17 protein-coding genes are annotated in these 21,966 nt (G+C 50.3%); 13 read left to right on the top strand and 4 right to left on the bottom strand.

Features of this window, described 5'->3' with window-relative positions; all coding sequences use genetic code 11:
• The first annotated feature begins 236 nt into the window (after positions 1-236).
• From tssG to C1H71_RS15915, 7 genes are all read left to right on the top strand, one after another.
• Positions 237-1,331 carry a type VI secretion system baseplate subunit TssG gene (gene tssG, locus C1H71_RS15945; protein ID WP_188053354.1) on the top strand — a complete coding sequence of 365 codons (1,095 nt, stop codon included), beginning with the start codon at positions 237-239 and terminating at the stop codon, positions 1,329-1,331.
• Positions 1,328-3,883 (top strand): type VI secretion system ATPase TssH, encoded by a 2,556-nt coding sequence (tssH, locus tag C1H71_RS15940; RefSeq protein WP_130107432.1) that lies wholly within the window; start codon positions 1,328-1,330, stop codon positions 3,881-3,883. The genes tssG and tssH overlap by 4 nt, the downstream gene beginning before the upstream one ends.
• Positions 3,884-3,990: 107 nt before the next feature.
• Complete coding sequence (locus C1H71_RS15935) at positions 3,991-5,004, top strand: hypothetical protein (RefSeq protein WP_130107431.1); 1,014 nt, start codon at positions 3,991-3,993, stop codon at positions 5,002-5,004.
• Between the two features lie 109 nt (positions 5,005-5,113).
• A complete protein-coding gene (locus C1H71_RS15930) occupies positions 5,114-5,968 on the top strand; it encodes a transposase (RefSeq protein WP_130107430.1) in 855 nt (284 codons plus the stop codon).
• Positions 5,969-6,005: 37 nt separating this feature from the next.
• Positions 6,006-6,614 carry a hypothetical protein gene (locus C1H71_RS15925; RefSeq protein ID WP_130107429.1) on the top strand — a complete coding sequence of 203 codons (609 nt, stop codon included), beginning with the start codon at positions 6,006-6,008 and terminating at the stop codon, positions 6,612-6,614.
• Between the two features lie 9 nt (positions 6,615-6,623).
• Positions 6,624-8,630 carry a type VI secretion system Vgr family protein gene (tssI, locus tag C1H71_RS15920; protein ID WP_130107428.1) on the top strand — a complete coding sequence of 669 codons (2,007 nt, stop codon included), beginning with the start codon at positions 6,624-6,626 and terminating at the stop codon, positions 8,628-8,630.
• A 106-nt stretch (positions 8,631-8,736) separates the two neighbouring features.
• Positions 8,737-9,255 carry a toxin-antitoxin system YwqK family antitoxin gene (locus C1H71_RS15915; RefSeq protein WP_130107427.1) on the top strand — a complete coding sequence of 173 codons (519 nt, stop codon included), beginning with the start codon at positions 8,737-8,739 and terminating at the stop codon, positions 9,253-9,255.
• Between the two features lie 150 nt (positions 9,256-9,405).
• Here C1H71_RS15915 and C1H71_RS15910 read toward each other — a convergent pair whose 3' ends face one another.
• From C1H71_RS15910 to C1H71_RS15895, 4 genes are all read right to left on the bottom strand, one after another.
• Entirely contained in the window at positions 9,406-9,675 is a 270-nt protein-coding gene (locus C1H71_RS15910) for a hypothetical protein (RefSeq protein WP_130107426.1), read from the bottom strand.
• A 49-nt stretch (positions 9,676-9,724) separates the two neighbouring features.
• On the bottom strand, positions 9,725-10,120 hold the full coding sequence (locus C1H71_RS15905; protein WP_130107425.1) for a DUF4280 domain-containing protein: 396 nt from the start codon (positions 10,118-10,120) through the stop codon (positions 9,725-9,727).
• A gap of 163 nt (positions 10,121-10,283) precedes the next feature.
• Complete coding sequence (hppD, locus tag C1H71_RS15900) at positions 10,284-11,366, bottom strand: 4-hydroxyphenylpyruvate dioxygenase (RefSeq protein ID WP_130107424.1); 1,083 nt, start codon at positions 11,364-11,366, stop codon at positions 10,284-10,286.
• A 73-nt stretch (positions 11,367-11,439) separates the two neighbouring features.
• Complete coding sequence (locus tag C1H71_RS15895) at positions 11,440-12,225, bottom strand: phenylalanine 4-monooxygenase (protein ID WP_130107423.1); 786 nt, start codon at positions 12,223-12,225, stop codon at positions 11,440-11,442.
• Between the two features lie 155 nt (positions 12,226-12,380).
• Between C1H71_RS15895 and C1H71_RS15890 the strand changes: the two genes are divergently transcribed.
• The 6 genes from C1H71_RS15890 (at position 12,381) to C1H71_RS15865 (ending at position 21,956) form a co-directional block, all read left to right on the top strand.
• A complete protein-coding gene (locus tag C1H71_RS15890) occupies positions 12,381-12,854 on the top strand; it encodes an Lrp/AsnC family transcriptional regulator (protein ID WP_130107422.1) in 474 nt (157 codons plus the stop codon).
• 293 nt (positions 12,855-13,147) lie between these two features.
• On the top strand, positions 13,148-13,573 hold the full coding sequence (locus C1H71_RS15885; protein ID WP_130107421.1) for an NfeD family protein: 426 nt from the start codon (positions 13,148-13,150) through the stop codon (positions 13,571-13,573).
• Positions 13,573-14,517 carry an SPFH domain-containing protein gene (locus C1H71_RS15880; RefSeq protein WP_130107420.1) on the top strand — a complete coding sequence of 315 codons (945 nt, stop codon included), beginning with the start codon at positions 13,573-13,575 and terminating at the stop codon, positions 14,515-14,517. The genes C1H71_RS15885 and C1H71_RS15880 overlap by 1 nt, the downstream gene beginning before the upstream one ends.
• 20 nt (positions 14,518-14,537) lie before the next feature.
• The gene (locus tag C1H71_RS15875) at positions 14,538-15,470 is read left to right on the top strand and encodes an exopolyphosphatase (protein ID WP_130107419.1); all 933 of its coding nucleotides are present in this window, start codon (positions 14,538-14,540) and stop codon (positions 15,468-15,470) included.
• A gap of 568 nt (positions 15,471-16,038) precedes the next feature.
• Positions 16,039-16,749 (top strand): serine/threonine protein kinase, encoded by a 711-nt coding sequence (locus tag C1H71_RS15870; RefSeq protein ID WP_130107418.1) that lies wholly within the window; start codon positions 16,039-16,041, stop codon positions 16,747-16,749.
• Complete coding sequence (locus C1H71_RS15865; RefSeq protein ID WP_130107417.1) at positions 16,746-21,956, top strand: AAA family ATPase; 5,211 nt, start codon at positions 16,746-16,748, stop codon at positions 21,954-21,956. Before C1H71_RS15870 ends, C1H71_RS15865 begins: the two co-directional genes overlap by 4 nt.
• Positions 21,957-21,966 lie beyond the last annotated feature (10 nt).

Here is a 21,966-nt window from a genome sequence, read left to right as displayed (position 1 = left end):
GCGAGTGAGTTCCGCAGCCGCCGCTCGATTGTCCGCAGATGAGGGGCTTTCGTGTTTCGTGGGGTCGCCTTCTTTGGCTTCGTTTCTTGGCGAAGCAAGAAAGGAAGGCCCCCGCGGTGGCTACCGCACCAAAACACTGTGCCAAAGGCACTAAAAAGATCTTTTTGAATTGTGTGTGCACGTCATTACGCACCCCATAAACCATGAGCTACGCCGCATGCAAAGCAGAAACAAACATGCCCGCTAACACCCTCATCAGCGAACTCTTCGCCGCGCCCTATCGCTTTGAGTTTGCTCAAGCGCTGGCGCTGCTGGAAAAATGCTACCCGCGCAAAACGCCGCTGGGTACGGGGCTAGATCCTCGGCAGGAAACGGTGCGTTTAAGCGGGCCGCTCTACCCGCTGTTTTACCCCAGCGCACTAGCGTCGCTCAGCAAAACAAACCATCGCCTCAGCTTCAGGGCCAGCACTAAAACTTTCAAACTCAGCCTCAGAAGCAAGCCAGTAAAGCGGCGCTCGCACGCCAGTCAGCTGGAATTGCAAGCCTGCCATTTCGGCCTAGGTGGCCCCGATGGCCCGCTGCCTTATGCCTATCAGGAATGGCTGCAAGGGCGGCGCTTACAAAAAGATCATGCTCCGGCGGCGTTTTTAGATTTATTTCATCAGCGCATCCTCGGCCAGCTGTATCGGGTGCAGGGCAAGCACCATATTGCCGCGCCTTTTACCGCGCCAGATCGCAGCGCCGTGCAGCCGCTGCTGCGCGCACTGGCCGGCATTCTGCCTAAGGCCTTACATCATAGGCAGGATATTAGCGATCAGGCCTTACTCGCCCGCGTGCCCATCCTTGCTAATCGCCGCCGCTCGGTGGAGGGCTTTCAAGCGCTGGCCGCCAGCTACTGGGGCGACACACTGACAATCAGGCAATTTGATGGGGCTTGGAGCAACTTGCCCGCATCACACCTCAGCCTGCTGGGGGCAAAAAATAATACGCTGGGGCAAAACGCCGTAGTGGGTAAGCGGATTTGGGACGAGCACGCAGGCATTACGCTCACCATAGGCCCGCTGTCTTTAGACAAATATCTGGCCTATCTGCCCACCGGCAAGCTCTACGGCAAGCTAATGGCGCTGGCGGCGTTTTATTTTGGGCCAGAGATGCGTTGCAGACTGGTGCTAAAACTATCCCCCGATGCAAAAACAGCCAGCGACGGCCCTCATTCCACCCCGCTATCCAAAACCGCCACGCCCTTTTTACTTGGCCAGACCACATGGCTGGGCCGATCAAGCCATATTGCTCGGCAATGCCAGATCAGCCCCGGATCGGCGGCCCTATGAGCCTAGATTTAAGCGCCCTGATTGCCCTGCTGAACACGCCCTGCCGCGAAGCACTGGAACGCGCCGCCCAGCGCTGCCTGGTGCAAACGCATTTTTATATCGAGATTGAACATCTGCTGCTGGAGCTGATCGAGTTCGAAGGCGATCTAGCCGCCATCCTGCCACGCTGCGGCATCAACCGCGATGCGCTCAGCACCGAAATCAACACCGCGCTGGAGCGCTTTAAACGCGGCAACACCCGTACCCCGGCCTTTGCCACGCATACCGTTAAGCTATTAGAAAGCGCCGTGGTCTATGCCACTGTCAGCCACAATCAGCGAGTGCGATCCGGCATGCTGCTGCTGGCGCTGTTAGAAAACGAAGAGCTGCGCAGCCTGCTACTCAATGGCGTTTCATCCTTGCTTAGCATTAACCGCGACACGCTGCGCAGCGAGCTAAGCAACTGGAGCGCCGCCTCTTGTGAAGCGCCGCCTACTCCCACTGCGAGTCAGCCTACCGCTCCACACTCAAGCACCAGCCCTAATGCGCAAGAAAACAGCGTGCTCAAGCAATACACGCAAGATCTTTGCGCCGATGCACGCGCGGGCAAGATTGATCCGATTGTGGGGCGCGATGGCGAGATCCGTCAGGCCATCGATATCCTGCTGCGGCGCAGGCAAAACAACCCCATTTTGGTGGGCGCGCCCGGGGTCGGAAAAACTGCCGTGGTGGAAGGCCTGGCGCTTAGAATTGCCGCAGGTGAAGTACCACCCGCGCTTAAAAACGTGGCGCTTCTGGTGCTGGATTTAGGTCTGCTGCAAGCAGGGGCCAGCTTGAAAGGTGAATTTGAGCAGCGCTTAAAAAGCGTAATCGAAGCGGTTAAAAACTCAGCTATTCCGATTATTTTATTTATTGATGAAGCGCATACGCTGGTGGGCGCAGGAGCAGCCGAAGGGCAAAATGACGCCGCCAACCTGCTCAAACCCGCGCTGGCCCGTGGCGAGCTGCGCACCATCGCCGCCACCACATGGCTGGAATACAAAAAATATTTTGAAAAAGACCCCGCGCTGGCAAGGCGCTTTCAACTGGTGCAAGTAGAAGAGCCAGATGAGGCCACCGCCATCGAAATGCTGCGCGGTGTGGCCGCCGAGCTGGAGCAGCACCACGGTGTGTATGTGCTAGACGCCGCCATTTGCGACGCGGTAAAGCTATCGCACCGCTATATCACCGGCCGCCAATTGCCCGACAAAGCCATCAGCGTGCTCGATACCGCCTGCGCCCGCGTGGCACTGGCCCAGCACGATGTGCCGCCGCAACTGGAAAGCGCCCGCCACCGGCAAAACGCCATTAACGACGAGCTAAACCGACTAGAGCGTGAGCAACTCACCGGTGCGCCGCACAAAGCTCGCATCGCCGATCTACAAGCAGAGCATGGCCAGCTTAAAGCGCAGATTCTGGAATTAGAAAATCGCTGGCAAGAAGAAAAAGCCGCCGTGGTAGAGCTGCTCAGCGCCCACGCCGCCTTAATCAAATTATCCAGGCAGCAGCCGCGCAGTAGCGATGAGGAAGAGCTATTTACCGACCTGCCCGCCACCATCAAACGCCTTGAAAGCGGGCTGGACACCATACGCCAAGACGACACCATGGTGCCCGCCCATGTGGATTCGCGCACCGTCGCCGCCGTGATTGCAGGCTGGACCGGCATTCCGGTTGGCAAAATGCTGGCCGACGAAGCTTACGCCATCCGCACCCTAGCCAAGCGCATGGGGCAAAGAATCGTCGGCCAGCAAAGCGCGCTAGATACCATCGCCAGCCGTATTCAAGCCTATCGCGCGGGCCTGACCGACCCAGCCAAACCGGTAGGCGTATTTCTGCTGCCCGGCCCCACTGGCGTCGGCAAAACCGAAACCGCCTATGCGCTGGCCGACGCGCTCTACGGCGGCGAGCGCAATCTGGTGACCATTAATTTGTCTGAATATCAGGAAGCGCACACCGTTAGCCAGCTAAAAGGCGCACCACCCGGCTATGTAGGCTACGGCAGCGGCGGCGTGCTCACCGAAGCGGTGCGGCGCAAACCTTACTGCGTGGTGCTCCTCGACGAAATCGAAAAAGCCCACCCCGATGTGCTGGAAGCGTTTTACAACGTGTTTGATAAAGGCATGATGGAAGACGGCAGCGGCTTAGTGGTCGATTTTAAAAACACCGTCATCCTTGCCACCAGCAATGTAGGGGCCGAGCTGATTATCGACACGCCCCCACAAAATTTCGCCACCACCCAATTTGCCGACGATCTACGCCACACCCTACTGCAATCCTTCCGGCCTGCTTTTTTAGCCCGAATGACGGTCGTGCCCTACCGTGCATTAGACGACGCCATTCTCAGTGAAATCGTCAAAGCCAAATTAGCCAAATTAAAAAAACGCTATATGGATGCGACGGGGAAAACCTTTGAATTTGAAAGCGGGATTGTGGCGGCGGTGTTGGCCCGATGCCGGGGAGCGGGTGCGAGGGATGTGGATAATGTGTTGATGGGGGAAGTGGTGGGGAAATTGGCGGAGTGGGTGTTGGAGTGATGGGTCAATGTTTAATTTTTTTATTGAGGGAGGGGGAATTGTCAAATGTAAGACCTAACCCCTTTTTTCCCCTTTTCAATAAGTAAAGACAAATTAAGGAGAGTATTGTGCCTGTTAATATCATCATTACACTTACAGTTGATTATAATGCTGAGGTGCATCAAAGTGCTGCGGCATTGTTTTATAAAATAAAGAATAAGACACAAATGCAGCCGGCGAGCCGAGTGGTTTGGTTCGACATAAGGTTGGATGGTCCGGCTGAAGCCATTATATTTATCTATGAGAAAATTTGGGACTTCAATCAAGGCAACCCCGATTACACCAACTCCGCAGTCTATATCATAGGCCACGGAGCTGGTGGAAAAATGGCGGGGGTTCCAGATAAACAACTTGCGATCAACCTAGAAAACTTCTTGGAGCGCGAAGCAGAAATTCCTCTAAGGTGCGAATTCGAGAAGCTTTGCCTGCTCGCCTGCAACGTCGGAAAACTTAGTCCAGCGATGACTGGGCCAAGTTATTTAATGACACTATCCAATATGTTTAGCAAATATCATTTCCGCAAAATAATGGCATGGAATAGCTGGGTTACTCTGTTCACCTTCCAGCATCTAGCAAGCCTCTGCAGCCATAATGCAGGCGAAATTCAACAGTTTTATAATAAGCTAATGGAAACATACGAAACCTCAAAGACTAGCGTTGGAGACTTATGTAAATTCGAGACTCCCCCAACTCCATTCAAGAAAGATCTCGCAAAAAAAATACAACTGCTACTGGATAAGATACCGCTTGAGCAACTACTCAGCTTAATAGGCAAGCGCCTTGTAGAGGTTAACAGTACGCCAAAATCTAAGCAGTTTTCTAGCCCTAATGTATTGGGTCTTACGCTCCCTTCCAACACTTTTAACTTACCTTTAATAGAAGATTACAGGTCAAGACGTCCGATCACTATGGAACGATTGGTTATCCCGGCACTACGGAAAAAAATTATAGACGAGTCAGTAATAAAATTAATTCTTCAATATTCCGCTGACTGGGGTTGGGTCTATGATCCTGAGAAATCGAAACTTTGCTTGATTTGCCCAGAAGTTGCAATGGAAGTGGGGCTTCCAAATTTTGGATGAACGCCATCTTCCTGGGTCTCGAAAAAAGCTCTGGGGTCAGGTCTTACATTTGACATTCCCCCTCCCGCATCTATTCTTATTTCTAAGTTAGACAGGCAAGGAGAACGGAATGTCGCGGCCTTTGCGGGTGGAGTTTGCTGGGGCGCTGTATCACGTTACGGCACGCGGTAATGCGCGTGCCGCTATTTATTTGTCGGATGAAGACAGGATTGAGTTTCTTGCGCTGCTTGCCGACACTGTTGCACGGCATGATTGGTATTGCCATGCCTATTGCCTGATGGACAATCATTATCATTTATTGATTGAAACGACTCGCCCCACTCTGTCGAAAGGCATGAAATTTTTAAACGGAACGTATACCCAATCATTTAACCGTACACACAAACGGGTAGGCCATCTCTTTCAAGGGCGGTACAAGGCCATTCTGGTGCAAAAAGACACTTATTTATTAGAGCTTGCGCGCTACATTGTGTTGAATCCTGTGAGGGCAAGAATGGTTCACGAGCCAGAGCAATGGCCGTGGAGCAGCTATCGGGCAATGGTGGGTGCTGCGCTTGCACCTGAGTGCTTAAGCACCGATTGGGTATTGGCAGGATTTGCCCAAACAAGACAAGCCGCCCAGCTAGGCTATATCCGCTTTATTCAAGCAGGAAAAGGTCAGCCTTCCCCTTGGGAACAACTCAAAAACCAGATTTTTCTTGGCGACGATGCATTCGTTGAAGATATGCAGTGCAAGATTGCTCCAGAGCAGTCGCTGCTGGATATACCCAAAAAACAAAAACTAGCACCCATTAAACCTTTGCAATGGTACGAAGAGCACTACCCAAGCCGAGCCGAAAGCATGGCTGCGGCTTACTTGAGTGGGCATTACACGCTTACACAAGTTGGAGCGCATTTTGGCGTAAGCTACGCCACAGTAAGCCGTGCCGCAAAAAGCAAAGTGAGTGTCAAATGTAAGACCTGACCCCTTCCAAGGCCAGACCAACCAATAGGGACATCGAATGAAACCCGGCCACGCCGTTCTGGCACTATTACGTCATCAGCCAAAAACCGCATTTAGCGCTTGGGGATTTATCGTCCGCGGCGGTCCGTTATCCAATCCGCTAGGCGGTGGCTGCACGCTGACTTGTCAGCAATACCGTCATTCGAGCATCTACCAAATCGATGTGACCGCAGGCGGCCCGGATTGGTATATCCCGTTCGGTAACGGCAAAGCCAGGTATTGTGATGTGCCCAGCGGGCAGCCAGATGGCACCTTGGTGGTGACATTTCCTATGAATGGCTGTGCGCTCTCGGTTCATGCCACTGCTACCGGCAATCGTTTCTTCCACGATTCGGACGGTCATTCCATGGGCGGTTTAGTGCTCGGAACGCAGAAAGTGCGCATTACCTATGCCGACTATGCCGGGCCAGATAATACTACCCATGAGCGTAGCCTGCGCTATTTCGGGCCTGACAAGGAGAATGCCGGCGGTTATGAGCACAGCATCATTTGCGTTAAAGAGGGTGGTGAATGGGGTGTCTATGCCTCGGCAGTCATACGGCTTAACGCCGATGCTTGGCAGATTAAAGACCGCGTACCTTACGCAGTAGGCCGCTTTGCCGACTGAGGAGTTTTAATGACCCGCCCCACCGACACCGCCACCTCAATCTCCCTTACCGCCTCGGCCCTTGCGGATCTTTACCCCGATGGCGTGTCGGGGGATGAGGGTTTGAATCAGCTGGGTGTCATCACACTGGCAGGCTACAGCGGCACCACGCTGACGATGGATGCGGCGATTGCCACGCACCTAACCGTCACCTTGCGCCACGATACTAAAACGCGGCCGCTGGACCTGTTGTGCGCAGAGATTCGGCAGTTGCCGGGCGATGCGACAGTAGATAAATACAGCCTGACGCTGCGCCCCTGGCTGTGGTGGCTGACGCTGGCGAGTAATAACCGCGTGTTTCAGGCCAAAAGCGTGCCGGATATAGTAAAGGCAGTGTTTGCGGTGCACGGCTTTAGCGATTATTCGCTGAAACTCGATGCCACTTATGATCCGCGCGAATATTGTGTGCAATACGGCGAGAGCGATTTTGATTTTGTTTCCCGCCTGCTGGAAGACGAGGGGATTTTCTGGTTTTTTACCCATGAAGATGGCAAGCACACGCTGGTACTGGCCGATAGCAACGATGCCTTCCCCGCCTGCCCCAATGCCAGCACCATCGCCTGGCTGGGGCAGGATATGGGCGCTAGGGAATTACACGGCATCCGCAGTGGCGAGCTATGCCAGCAGGCAGTTTCCACCGCTTACAACACCAGCGATTACGAATTCACCGCCGCCAGCACTTCGCTTTACTCGCAAACCAAGGCGGTGGATGGCGCGCGCTCGGTATATGAGCATCCGGGTGGCTACACCGCCAAGGCCAAAGGCGACGCGCTGGGCAAAATTCGCGTGGCGGGTTTGCGCAGCCAGGAGACGCGCTTTATCGGCGAGAGTGATTGCCGCTGGCTGATCCCCGGCCACACGTTTACCCTGAACGGCCACGATAATGCCGCCGCCAATATTGAATGGGTGATCACCGCCGTTACGCACGACGCAAGCCATGCTCATTATCGGAATCGCTTTAGCGCCATCCCCAAGGCCACGCCCTACCATCCGCCAAGGCTTACCCCCAAGCCGCGCATGCATACGCAAACTGCGCTGGTGGTGGGCAAATCAGGGGAAGAAATCTGGACTGACGAATATGGCCGCATCAAGATTCAATTCCCATGGGATCAGGACGGCAAAAAAGACGAAACCAGCTCCTGCTGGGTGCGGGTGATGCAAGCGTGGAGCGGCAAAGCCTTTGGCGCGCAGTTTATTCCGCGCATCGGGCAGGAAGTGGTGGTGACCTTTATTGATGGCGATCCGGATAAACCGCTGGTCACCGGCTGCGTTTACAACGGCGACAACAGCCTGCCCTACGCCCTGCCCGCCAATCAGACGCAATCGGGCATCAAAACCAATTCATCCAAAGGCGGTGGCGGCTTTAATGAGCTGCGTTTTGAAGATAAAAAAGATGCCGAAGAAGTGTTTCTGCAAGCGCAGAAAGATCTTAAAACCAACACGCTCAACGACGTCACCCACACCATCGGCCACGATGAAATCCGTACGGTAAAAAACGACCGAACCCGCACCGTACAAGAAGGCAACGACGCCACCACCATCGAAAAAGGCAACCGCACGCTCACTGTAAGCAAGGGCGACGAAACCACCGATATCAAAGGCAAGCGTAGCCTAAAAGCAGGCGGCGACGAAGCGCGTGAAGTAGGTGGCGACCTTACGCAAAAAGTCACCGGCAATTACACCATCACCGTCGACGGCAATCTCAGCATTAAAGTCAGCGGCACCATCAGCATAGAAAGCAGCGGCGCTTACACCGCCAAAAGCGACGCAGCACTGACCAATCAGGCAGGCACATCGCTCACCAACAAAGCGGGCACGGCGCTGACTAATCAGGCAGGTACATCGCTGGATAACAAAGCCGGCACCACCCTCACCAACGACGGCGGCGTCAGCCTGATGAACAAAGGTGGCGCAGAGCAAACTGTTGACGGCGGCGGCATGCTGACCATTAAAGGCGGGCTGGTGAAGATTAATTGATGCTGCCGCGTGGTCACAAAGGCGTGCCCACCCTACGGAGATTTTGTAGGGTGGGTGCAACCCGCCGCTTTCAACAACTCACTTCACTCAAAACGAGGCCACCACCATGCCCCAGCCTTTTGAACTAGAACGCGGCAGCAGCAAGCTTAGCGGCACGATGAATGAAGGTGCGCTGGATGGGCCATTTAAGGTGTTCGATCAAAAAAGGCCCCTTACATCCATGCAATATAAGAATGGCGATTTGCATGGGCCTATGTTAATCATGCACCCCAATGGCAAGCCATCGGCAAAACTCAACTATCAAGCGGGACTATTGCACGGCATCGCCCTGTTTTTTTCGCCACAAGGAGTGCTGCAGCGAGAATGCGCATATCAGCAGGGGCAGCTGCATGGCCCATTAAAAAATTTTTTTAATAATGGCAAAGTTGCGCAACTAGAGCATTACCAAACGGGGCTGCAACATGGCGAGCAGCTGCGCTTTCACCCCAATGGGCAAGTCGCTGAAAAACAAAACTATAAACAAGGCATTGCCGAGGCCGAAATCCAGCTTTTTGATAACGAGGGCAAGACGCTTGGCAAAGATGGCAAACCAGTTTCCAAACTTAAAGCGTGGTTACAGCCCTAGCAGCCTGTTGACGTTTCATTCACCATTGCGCTGAGCCGGATAAAGGCCAGTCACAAGGCATGCGTCGAAGGCAATAACGGGTTATTTCCGAGGAGCATAACGCAGTGAATGGCCATTTTCCGGCTCAGCCCTTCGGGTTTAGCAGCACACTTAGATGATTTTTTTAAGCAAGCGGTAATAGCCAACGGGAGCAGCAGATTGTCTGCCTACACTGCGGGTTGCGCTGCACAGAATGCACCACGGGCTTTGGATGGCGATCAGCTGCTGATTAATACCTTCGATAATCGCGGCGGGATTGCTAACTTTGGCTTTGCTGATCAGCTCAACGCTGGTGCATTGGCGCTGCTTTTGCAGCAGCGCACAAACACGCTGCTCTTCAGGGTTAAGATTAAGCGAGCTAAATAGGTTACTTATAGACATAGATAAACTGCAGTTTCATAAGCCCGCTATTGTGGCATGGCCATGCATACTAGGCGATTAAATCCTGCATCTGCCCTGGCATCACAATCTTAATCACCCCGCCCCAGTTACACATCAGCATGCCGCCAGAGTTAAGTGCAGGCATACTGCCGATCAGCACTGTAGGCGCGCCGCCGGGTATCCACGGTGCGGCCGTCATTGGAATGCACGGCATAGGGGTGAGCACCCCCAGCGCGGCCGCCGTTGCCGCCGCCACCATAGGATTGGCTAGGCTCATACATGTGCCAAACGGCGCAACATTGACGATAGGGATGTAATCCATAATATTGGCAGCAGGCATGCCGCCAGCCATGCAGCGGTTCAGCGGCAAAACATTTAAAGTGCCAGGAGCCGCACCAAAGCTACACTGCAAAGAAGCGCCGCTACAAACCTGTGGGCTACCCATAGACTTCTCCCCTACTCCATATACTGAACAATGCAGAAAGCATAGCGCACAAAAAAACGCCTACACACCTTATAACTCAGCCCATATGCGAAAGCATACAGTCAGCGAAGCAATAAAAAAAGCAGCCACTTGCGTGACTGCTTTGATGAAGTAAAAAATAAACTTAATCCGCGCTTAATACACCACGGCGAACTTGGTCTTCTTCGATCGACTCAAACAGCGCTTTAAAATTGCCATAGCCAAAACCTTCATTGCCTTTACGTTGAATAATTTCAAAGAAAATCGGCCCAATCACCGTTTCGGTGAAAATTTGCAGCAGGATACCGTCGCCTTCGGTTGGCGCGCCGTCAATCAAAATACGATTTTTACGCAGGCGCTCTAAGTCTTCACCGTGGCCTACTAGACGAGCATCGGTGCCATCGTAATAGCTATCAGGGGTATCAAGGAAACGTGTGCCACTGGCTTTCAGCGCTTCTACTGTGGCAAAAATGTCATTGCTGGCTAAAGCAATATGCTGAATACCTTCGCCTTGATACTGGCGCAAGAATTCTTCAATCTGGCTTTTATCGTCAGACGATTCGTTAATTGGGATGCGAATCTTGCCACATGGGCTAGTCATAGCACGGGAAACAAGACCCGTTAGCTTGCCTTCGATATCAAAGTAACGAATTTCACGAAAGTTTGCGATGTTTTCATAAAAGCTCGACCACAGATCCATATTGCCGCGCATGACATTGTGCGTTAAATGGTCTACCTCAAATAAACCCACGCCTACCGGATGCTGATCCACACCTGCGAGTGGCACGAAATCAACGTCATAGATGTTTTGGTCTTGACCATAGCGGTCTACAAAATACAGTGCCGAGCCACCAATCCCCTCAACAGCGGGTATGTTCAGCTCCATAAAACCAATTGGGCGGCTAAACGGTTTAGCACCATGCTCAATGGCATACTGGTAAGCACGATCAGCATCGGCCACACGCCAAGCCATAGCACAAGCGGATGGGCCGTGAGCGGCCGCAAACTCATGGGCTGGCTGGGTTGATTCGCCGTTCACAATAAAATTGATTTCACCTTGGCGGAACAAACTGGCGTTTTTGCTGCGATGGCGAGCAATTTCTACAAAGCCTAAAGACGTAAACAGCGTCTTCAGGCTGTTTAATCCTTCCTGACTATTGGCGGTGTATTCAACAAACTCAAAACCGTTTGTTGCAAGTGGGTTGATGCTCGGTTTTTCCATTTTCATCTATCTCTCCAGTAGGTGATCCCATACAACCATGCACAGCGTAAAAATATCGTTACGGCATTTTTGTATTGGATTAATTTAAACCGTGCTTAACGGTCCATTGTAAAAACTCTTTTTCTAAGGCATCAAAACTTTCAATCACAAACAAGTCTTCCTGCATATGCCATATGTCATATGCAGTTGCTGCTACACGCTCAATATCAAACGAATGCTTACGCGTTTGATCAGACAAGCTGAACATCACTTCTTTAGGCGACGAGGCAATCCCCGCACCAAAAATATGCAGGCCATCGTTTTCTTGAATCAGGCCAAACTCTACCGTGTACCAATACAAGCGAGCCAGCCACACTTTTGCAGGGTGGTCTAACTCAAACGCACGTACACCTGCACGGCCAAAAGCTTCAAAAAAATCAGCAAAACGCGGATTCACCAATAAAGGAACATGGCCCATTAAATCGTGGAACATATCGGGAGCAGGCGTGTAACCTATTTCATCAGGCTTACGGATAAAATCAGTTGATGGAAAAATACGCTGTGCTAGTAATTTAAAAAAATCTTCATCAGGAACAATTCCCGCAACACGTGTTAGCTTCCAACCAGAAAGCGCTTCCACTTTATCGCTGATTTCCAGCAAACTAGGAATGCGATCACAAGGGAACCCAACCTGCTCAATCCCATCTAAAAAAGCTTGGCAAAGCCGACCCGGCAAAACTGCTTTTTGATTAGCCAACAAGATGGCCCATGTTTGATGTTCTACGTCAGTGTACTGTGGGATAGGGTAGGAACGGAGCTCTAAAACTGCGTCCGGTGTGGACATTTGCATGTCTGGCCTGAGGGTTGCTGCTTCATCGGTATACACAAGACTTCTCCTAATGGTATTTTTCACAGCAACTGTTCTACACTAGCTTTCCATTCTACAAAAAGTGTAGAGCAATTTTATTTCTAAAATGCCAATAAAATAAATATTTATGCAATTTAACGCCAATTAAACATAAAACAAGGGGAGAAAACACCATGGAACTAGATAGGACTGATATTAAAATTCTTAACGAGCTTCAGTTACATGGCCGTTTGAGCAATGTAGAACTCGCTGAAATCATCGCTTTATCACCTTCACCTTGTTTGCGCAGGCTCAAACAGCTCGAAGATAGTGGCGTGATTCGCAAATATGTTGCACTTTTGGATCCACTTTTAATTGGCCTCGGTTTGCAGGCATTTATTCGCGTTTCTTTAGAAAAACGCGGCCATAGCCATCTGCAAGAATTTGTGGCTGCCATTCAAGATTGGCCAGAAGTCGTAAATTGCTACGCCATGACTGGCGAAATGGATTATTTGCTGCAGGTTTACTTTGAAGACATGACGCACTTCTCTAAATTTGTGATGGGCCAGCTACTCCAGCACCCCGGCATTGCCGATATCAAATCGAGCTTTGTTCTCAAAGAATTCAAAAACACCACCAACCTACCTTTAAGCCACCTAAATCCATAACAGATCTTAGACGGCGGCCTCTACGTTTAGCAGAAAAACTCAGGGGCGCGGCGAGCTGCCGCTGCCACCTGACAATTTTGGCTAATTGACAATGCAGGCATACCTCTTTTACACCCCACTTCACATCACCTCGTCATATTCCTTACGCATACTACAAAGCTCAACGTAATAAAAAAGCAAAAAACTGTCTGTTTTCCATAAAAGAACTGATGGAATACTTCCTTGCTGCTTGCCAGAGCCTAGGTATTTCAGCTATACCGAATCACTTATTCATATCAATAAGATAAGGCGTGATGAGTTTACAAACACTCTGGCTAATTGCTGCATTACTGCTTGCCGGATTTGAAATGCTGACTGGCACTTTTTACTTACTCGCAATCGCCCTTGGCCTGCTCAGCGCAGCAGGAATGGCTTTTTTTGGGCTTACTTTCACCATACAGGCCATTACGGCGGCGCTAGTAAGCTTACTTGCCGTTGCCGTACTGAAACACTGGCAAAGTACACGCACGCCACCGCCCGAGGAAATCAGCAGCGATATTGGTCAACATGTAACAATTGTGGAATGGCAAGGAGAGCGTCGTGCTCGCGTTCGCTATCGTGGCACACTGTGGGATGCCGAGCTGACAGCAGATACGCCAACGGGCTTAGATGAGTACATTATCATTGCAACACATGGCAACTCTCTCACACTTAACCATTCACCTCTGAGGCACCCCTAATGGAATTCGGTTTTCCTGTTATCTTTTTATTTATTGCAGTCATTTTTGTCGCTAAAACTTTCAAAGTAGTGCCGCAGCAGCACGCGATGATTGTGGAGCGGCTGGGTAAGTTTCATGCTGTTTTGCAACCAGGTTTAAGTTTTATCGTGCCATTTGTAGATCGAATTGCTTACAATTTATCGTTAAAAGAGATTCCACTCGATGTGCCATCACAAATTTGCATTACACGGGACAACACCCAGCTGCAAGTTGATGGCCTACTTTACTACCAAGTAACCGATCCTAAACTGGCCTCTTATGGCACATCCGATTACGTCATGGCCATTATGCAATTGGCCCAAACCACACTGCGCTCTGTGATTGGTAAGCTAGAACTAGATAAAACCTTTGAAGAGCGTGATGACATTAATGCGGCAGTCGTCAGCGCCTTAGATGAGGCAGCCCGCAGCTGGGGTGTTAAAGTCTTACGTTACGAAATCAAAGACTTAACCCCACCTAAAGAAATTTTGCACTCCATGCAGCAGCAAATTACCGCCGAGCGTGAAAAACGTGGCCGCATTGCACAATCTGAAGGGGTAAAGCAAGAGCAGATCAATCTTGCCACAGGCCAGCGTGAAGCCTCTATCCAACGCTCAGAAGGTGAGCGCCAAGCCGCCATCAATGCGTCTGAAGGCCAAAAACAATCGGCGATCAATCAGGCAGAAGGTGAGGCCGAAGCACTTCGTCTAGTAGCGAAAGCCACTGCAGAAGCCATTCATATGGTGGCGCAAACCATCCGCCAGCCCGGTGGGCATGAAGCTGTTAATTTAAAAGTAGCTGAGCAATACGTAGCGGCCTTTGCCAATATTGCAAAAGAAGGCAATACCATGTTGATTCCTACCAATGCCAGCGATATTGCGAGCGTGGTAGCAACAGCAATGTCGGTCATTAAACAACCGTCTTAATCCCCGAAGGAAATAGCACCATGTCAGAACAAAAATACCGCCTCGTTACCCGCAGCGATTTTGATGGTCTTGTCTGCGCGGTGCTACTTACTGAATTAGAGATGATCGACGATATTTTATTTGTGCACCCTAAAGATATGCAGGATGGCAAGATCGCGGTCACTGCCCACGATATCACCACTAATTTACCCTATGTGCCTGGTGCTTTTTTATCGTTTGATCATCACCTTTCCGAAACAATTCGCACCGTGGGCGAAAAAGCAAACCATATTATCGACCCTAAGGCACCTTCCGCTGCCCGTGTGGTTTATGACTATTACGGCGGGAAAAGTGTTTTCCCCAATATTAGTGATGAAATGATGCTTGCCGTAGATAAAGCTGACTCAGCTGAATTTACCCGCGAAGAAATTCTTACGCCTAGAAATTGGGTGCTCCTCAATTACTTAATGGATGCTCGCACGGGGCTGGGCCGCTTTAAAAGCTTTAGAATTTCCAACTATCAACTCATGATGGATTTAATTAAATACTGCGGCAGCCACGGCATTGAAGATATTTTAGCGTTGCCTGATGTTCAGGAAAGAATTGAAGTTTATTTTGAACACGCCCCACAAGCCAAAGAGCAGCTCACTAGTTGCAGCCGTATTTACGATAATTTAGTGGTGCTTGATTTAAGAAATGAAGAAACTATTTTTGCCACCAATCGCTTTATGATTTATGCGCTTTATCCGCAATGCAATATTTCCATTCATATGCTGTGGGGCTTGCATCAACAAAATACGGTATATGCCACTGGGAAATCGATTATTAATCGTAGCTCACAAACCAATATTGGAGAGCTGATGTTGGAGTATGGCGGCGGCGGCCACGAAAATGCCGGCACCTGCCAAGTAGCCAATGAAGACGCCAACCGTGTACTACGCGAATTAGTACTAAAAATCACCGCAGATGGTTGAGACACACAAGCTAGCAGCCTGTCGGACTTAGACGGTCGAAGCGAAAAATCGCATGGCCGAGACCAGATTTTGCCGGATTTGCAGCGCCAATGACGATTTATTGGTCAAAAATCTAGTGAAATATAGGCCGATCAGGTGATTTTGCAGCTGACTGATGCTAAGCCCGACAGGCTGCTAGCAGCCTGTCGGGCTTACGCGATCGTAGCGAGGGAAAGGCCGGTTTGAGACTGATTTCGCGGGTTTTTGAGGCGAATAGCTGGCTATTCAACGAGAAAATGCGTGAAATATGGCCAAATCCGGCTTTTCCGTAGTAGATCAGTCTTAAGTCCGACAGGCTGCTAGGGCCTTTATTAATGACGGCAAAACTGCGCCCTAAATCTATTAGTAAGGCATTTTTTTGCAACGAGTACGGCTCTTCAAGGGTGATTATTTTTCCCTAGGGCGCGAATTTATCCGCCCTAGGAAATTCAATTTCTACGATATCCGTACAATATAACGCACACAGGCTTTGGGACACTCACCCAACACAAGATCACATTGATCTAAATATTTTTCGCTTGGAGTAAGAGTGAACATCCCTGGCTACAGTCTAAAGAGCACGCTTTATCAAGACAAGACAGGCAGTATGCATCGCGGCGCTCGTAGTGATGGCACGCCATGTCTTTTACGTATTCAAGCCCTACCCCGAGCGAGCATCGCCCTCACGGTTGAACGTGAATTACTCGAACAAATTCACACCAAACATACCCCACAAGTATTCGATCTATTCAAGCACGGCGCATCCATGGTGTTGGTACTAGAGGATTGCCCTGGCCGCACCCTTGAAGACTTAATGAATGAAGCAGGACATAGCCCCAGCACCACCTTACAATTAGCCATTACGCTCGCCAGAAAGCTGCAACGTACTACCGCCATAGCCCAAGCGCTCGCCGCTCTGCACGCTTGTGGCAAACCCCACGGCAGGCTTTGGCCAGACCACATCATTATTGCGCCCGACCATACCGTACACTTTGTTGGCATGGCAGATGGCGGCGAAGCCGACCCACAAATACATCGCGCAGCATATTTCTCTCCCGAACAAACGGGGCGTTTACGCTCAGACGTTAATCCACGCAGTGATCTCTACACATTGGGCGTTATTTGCTACCGCATGTTTACCGGCCAGCTGCCTTTTAATAGCAACGACACGCTGTCGTTAATCCATGCACACCTAGCCAAAATACCGACCTCACCCAGCGAAATATCGGATACCCCCCCGCCCTGTCCGCCATCATTATGAAGCTACTCGAAAAAATCCCCGAGAAGCGCTATTACACCGCAGCAGGTTTAGCTAATGACTTACAACGCTGCACCGAGCGGCTAAGCAATGGCCAAACCGCACTTTTTCCACTTGGAGAAGATGATGAGCCAGGCGTACTGCACCCCTCCAACACCCTTTATGGCCGCGACCAGCAGCGGCTTAGTCTTTTAGATGCCTTTTCCCGCAGCCGCACACAAGCTACGGAAGTGGTGCTAATCGCTGGATATTCAGGCATAGGTAAGAGCGCGCTGGTTCAGTCACTACGCCCTGACATTATTATGTCGGATGGTTTTTTTATCGAAGGCAAGTTCGATCAATTCCAGCGCAGCATTCCCTATGCAGCACTATCTAGCGCCTTTGATAAATTAGTGAGGCAATGGCTGGCCGAGCCAAATCCAGAGCAATGGCAACGCCGCGTTTTAGAATCTGTTGGTAGCAATGCCCAAATTCTGATTGATGCCATTCCCGCTCTGCAATGGCTGCTTGGCCCTCAGCCGCCCGTGGCTGAGCTTGGCCCCGCGGAATTACGCCATCGCTATAACAAAACCCTAGTAAATTTTATCCAAGGCATTTGCCAAGCTAAATCACCCTTAGTATTGTTTTTAGACGATTTACAATGGGCCGATCCTGCCAGCTTAGATTTAATGGGCCAATTACTCACCAATAGCCATAATAAAAATTTATTATTAATTGGGGCCTATAGAAACACTGAAGTCAACCAAGGCCATGCTTTACTATTGGCACAGGCAGAATGGCGTACTCAAAATGTACGCTGCACCTTTATTGAGCTTGCACCGCTCACTGTCGAGCAAGTCAATAATCTGCTTAATGATGTGTTGCACTTAGCAGATCACACCATGCCATTAGCCAGCCTTATCCATAGAAAAACCGGTGGCAATCCCTTTTTCATTGGCAAATTGCTACGCACATTAGTCGATGAAGAGCTGATTTGCTGGGATCGGAGCACTCGCCTATGGGCCTGGGACATCCCCCTACTGGCCACCTTTAATGTGGCAGAAAACGTCGTTGAGCTGGTGATTGAACAGCTCCACCGTCTACCCAACCATGTGCAGCAATTAGTCAGCTCGGCAGCCTGCTTTGGCAATACCTGCCACCTAGCCGATTTATCCAACATCACAGGGCTTAGCAGCAGCGTCACGCAAGACAGCTTAACGATTTTACGCCAAGCCGAACTCATGACAGAAATCCCCAATGATGCAGGCAAGCCCAAGCAAATTCGTTTTATGCACGATCGTGTACAGCAAGCCGCCTATTCCATTCTCAATAAAACCGAGCAAGAAGACACACACCTACGCATCGCCTATCACCTAATGAGCCAGCACGAAGGCTCCGCCTTACAAGAGCATTTGTTTATTATCGTGCAGCAATTGAGTGCGGGCTTAAATGCGGTACTCCTCGCGCAAAACCCTGAACAAAATCGTATTTTGGCGCATTTGTTTTTACAGGCAGCCGACAAAGCCATCGGCTTAGCTGCCCATGCCAGTGCCAAGCTCTTTACGGGCAATGCACAACGCCTACTTGATAATGAAAACTTTTGGCAAGGCGACTACCCGCTACTGGTCCGTCTAAACTACACCCAAGCCCAAGCCGCATTTTTATCCGGTGATTTAGCCACATCAGAGGCCATTATTTTAGCCACGATGCCACGCTTACATAGCGTGCTTGAAAAAGCCGAATTTCAAAACCTATTAATTATTGGCAAAACGCTGAGCGCCGATTATCAAGGCGCGATAGAGGCGGGGCGTGAGGCTTTGGAGCTACTGGGCCTCGCTTGGCCACAAGACCCAGAAGCTGCTTTCCAAAATATTTTGCAGCAAATCGAAGCCCGCATGGCAAACCGCCTTCCCAGTGATTTGCTCCAACTACCGCTATTAAGCGACCCCTGCCAACGGTTAATTCAAAAAACCCTGCTTAACTTAGATACCGCCACTTCATTTGGCAATCCTAGTTACTACCCCTTTATTATTTCCCGCATGGTGCTTACGGCCTTAGAGCACGGCAACTCCATAGAGATTTGTAAAGGTTATGGCACCTTTGGCGTTTTACTTGGCTCGCTCTTTGGCCAATGCCAGCGTGGCTTTGAATTTGCCAGCCTAGGCTATCAGCTTATCCAGCCATTAGATGGGCTGGCACTTAAATGTAGAACCGGCTGGCCCTACGCGGTGGGTTGTTTGCCTTGGGTTAAGCCACTGCACGATTCATTGCCGCTCATTCAAGACAGCATCAATGCGGGTCTCATGACTGGCGATCAGCAATTCATCGGCTACCTATATTGCGCCGATGTACTGCACCGTTTTATCAGCGGTCTGCCACTGGCAAAATTAAACGAGCGCATCGAGCAAACCCTACAAACATGCATTGCCAATAAAAACCAATGGGCTATCGATACACTACAGGCATTACGCATCTCGGTGACGGCTTTTACTACAGAGGATTGGGATAGCCACAGTCTTACAGATAGGCAATTTGTGCAGGAGTGTGAGCAAGGGGACAAGCGCTCATCGCTATGTTTTTATCACATCTACCATGCACAACGGATGCTGTTTGCTGGCCGCTATGAGGAAGTGATTCATCATGCCCGCCAAGGCTTGGTTCTTTGCCGTTACATCATGGGGTTTATTTCTAATTTTGATGCACATTGGCTACTCGCCATGGGCTTAAGTGCCAACGCACCCAATGCTAAGCAAACTCAAGAAATTCAGGCATTACGTGAGCAACTCGCCTTATGGAGCCTAGATTGCCCTGCCAACTTCGCCCACAAACTCTTGATGCTCGATGCGCAAATCGCACTCTTGCAAGGGCAGCACGAAATAGCACTACGTCATTGCCACCAAGCCACCGCAGCAGCCCGCAACCAAGGCTTTATCCAAGATGTGGCACTGGGTGAAATTCAAACCTGTAAATTATGGATTAACCATGGGTTTCCTATTTACGCCACTCATCATTTAAGAGAGGCAACCCTCAGCCTGCAACACTGGGGAGCCAAAGGCTTAGCCAAATCACTGCGGCATGAATTTAGCAGCGTTTGGCAACTCATCCCGCCCGAGGAGGATACGCTTAGTGGCAGAGCGCTCTCTTCCGCTGGAGTATTAAAAGCCACGCAAGCCATTGCCAGCGAAATTGCACTTGACCCACTACTGCTAAGACTAACCGAATTAATGATTGAGAGCGCTGGCGCCACGATGGGTGCGTTGATCTTGGCAGAAGATGCACAACCACGACTCAAAACAGTGGGGATTATCGAAAATGACACCATTATTGTTCGGCATAAAAATAGCCGCAGCCTACCGGTCGCAGCCTCCATTTTGCAATATGTATGGCGGACACAAGAAACGGTGGCCCTCGATGATGCGAGTTTAGATGAGCGCTTCCAGCGCGACCCCTATGTGCATAGCACCCGCGTAAAGTCCTTACTCAGTGGTCCTATCATTAAGCAAGGGGTGTTATTAGGTGTTTACTACTTAGAAAACCCATTGGCTGCGGGCACCTTTACCCCTGCTCGACAAGAAGTCATCCTTGCCCTTGCCACTCAGGCGGCCATTTCAATAGAAAACGCACGCCTTTACGATGAGCTAGAAAACCGCGTCACTATTCGCACCCAAGAGCTCAGCACCGTAAACCAAGATTTAGAAAACGAACTGGCAGAAAGAAACCGCATCGAAAAAGCCCTCAGAGAAAGCGAATCACGCTTTAGGGCCATCGTGGAAAGCATGCTCACTGGCTATTTAAAAACTGAGCTAGTAAGTGGGAAAATTCTCGCCATCAATACCGCTATGCTCAATATCCTTGGTGCAGATAGCTCTGAAGATGTATTAGGCGAGCCCTCGCTTAACTTTTTTTCCAACCCACAAGAGCGTAACCAACTCCAAGAGATGGTGTTAAAGCACGGAAGAGTGAGCCGCTACGCCATTAAAATTCGCCACCGCAACGGGAAAATTCTGGATGCGCTCACCACCAGCCGCCTACTTTACAACACCGATGGCGAGCCCAGCCATATCGAAACCACCATGATGGATGTGACCGAGCTTAATAGCGCCAGAGAAGCCGCCGAAGCCGCCACGCGTGCCAAAAGCGCATTTTTAGCCAATATGTCGCATGAAATTCGTACACCGATGAATGCCATTCACGGCATTGCACACCTACTTAAGCACACCGAGCTGAATGAAAAACAACAAGATTACCTGCTAAAGCTTACCCAATCCACTAATACACTGATTGCATTGATTGACGATATTCTCGATTTTTCTAAAATTGAAGCAGATCGTCTAGAGCTAGAAAACGAGGTTTTTTCTTGCCGCCGCATCATGAACCAAGTGATGTCGCTTTTACAATTTAGAGCGGAAGAAAAAGGGCTGCTGCTTAAATTGAATATCCCTGCGCAATTATTAGAATGGCGCAAAGGTGATGCCTTACGTTTAACGCAGGTATTAATTAATTTACTCGGCAATGCCATTAAATTCACCCAACAAGGCGAAATACATTTAGAGCTCTATAGTCATAATACCCAGCTCACTTTTGCCGTCAGAGATCAAGGAATTGGCATGACTACGGAGCAAATCCAGCGCCTATTTCAGCCTTTTAGCCAAGCAGACAACTCCACGACTCGCCGCTTTGGCGGCACAGGGCTTGGGTTATCCATCAGTAAAAAACTGGTGGCACTCATGGGGGGCGATATTACAGTCAAAAGCCAGCTTGGCATTGGTAGCCAATTTAGTTTCACCCTAAATTTACCTCTCGCACCTGACCAAATGCACACATCTGCCAACTCAAGCGACGCGGAACAAACCCTCACCTTTGCTGGCAAACATGTGCTGGTTGTCGATGATGTCGCCATTAACCGCTTAGTGGCCCGAGAGCTACTATCACTGGTAAAAATAACGTGTGATGAGGCAAATAACGGTGAGGAAGCTCTGAATAAGCTGCTTAGCCACCACTATGATTTAGTACTCATGGATTTGCAAATGCCGATATTAGATGGCCTAGAAGCTACTCGGCAAATGCGCGCCAGGGGCGATAGCACGCCCGTAATTGCTCTCACAGCCGATGCGTTAGAATCACACAAAAAAACCTGTATAGCCGTCGGCATGAATGACCATCTTGCCAAGCCCATCATCCCTTTGCAGCTGCACAGCATGCTAAAAAAATGGCTGATAGACCAAGTTTAAACCCCTGCTA

This window comes from Iodobacter fluviatilis (genome assembly GCF_004194535.1).
GTDB classification, from domain to species: Bacteria; Pseudomonadota; Gammaproteobacteria; order Burkholderiales; family Chitinibacteraceae; genus Iodobacter; species Iodobacter fluviatilis_A.
Note: the sequence above shows the minus strand (reverse complement) of the source record. Positions and strands in the feature narration are given on the sequence as shown.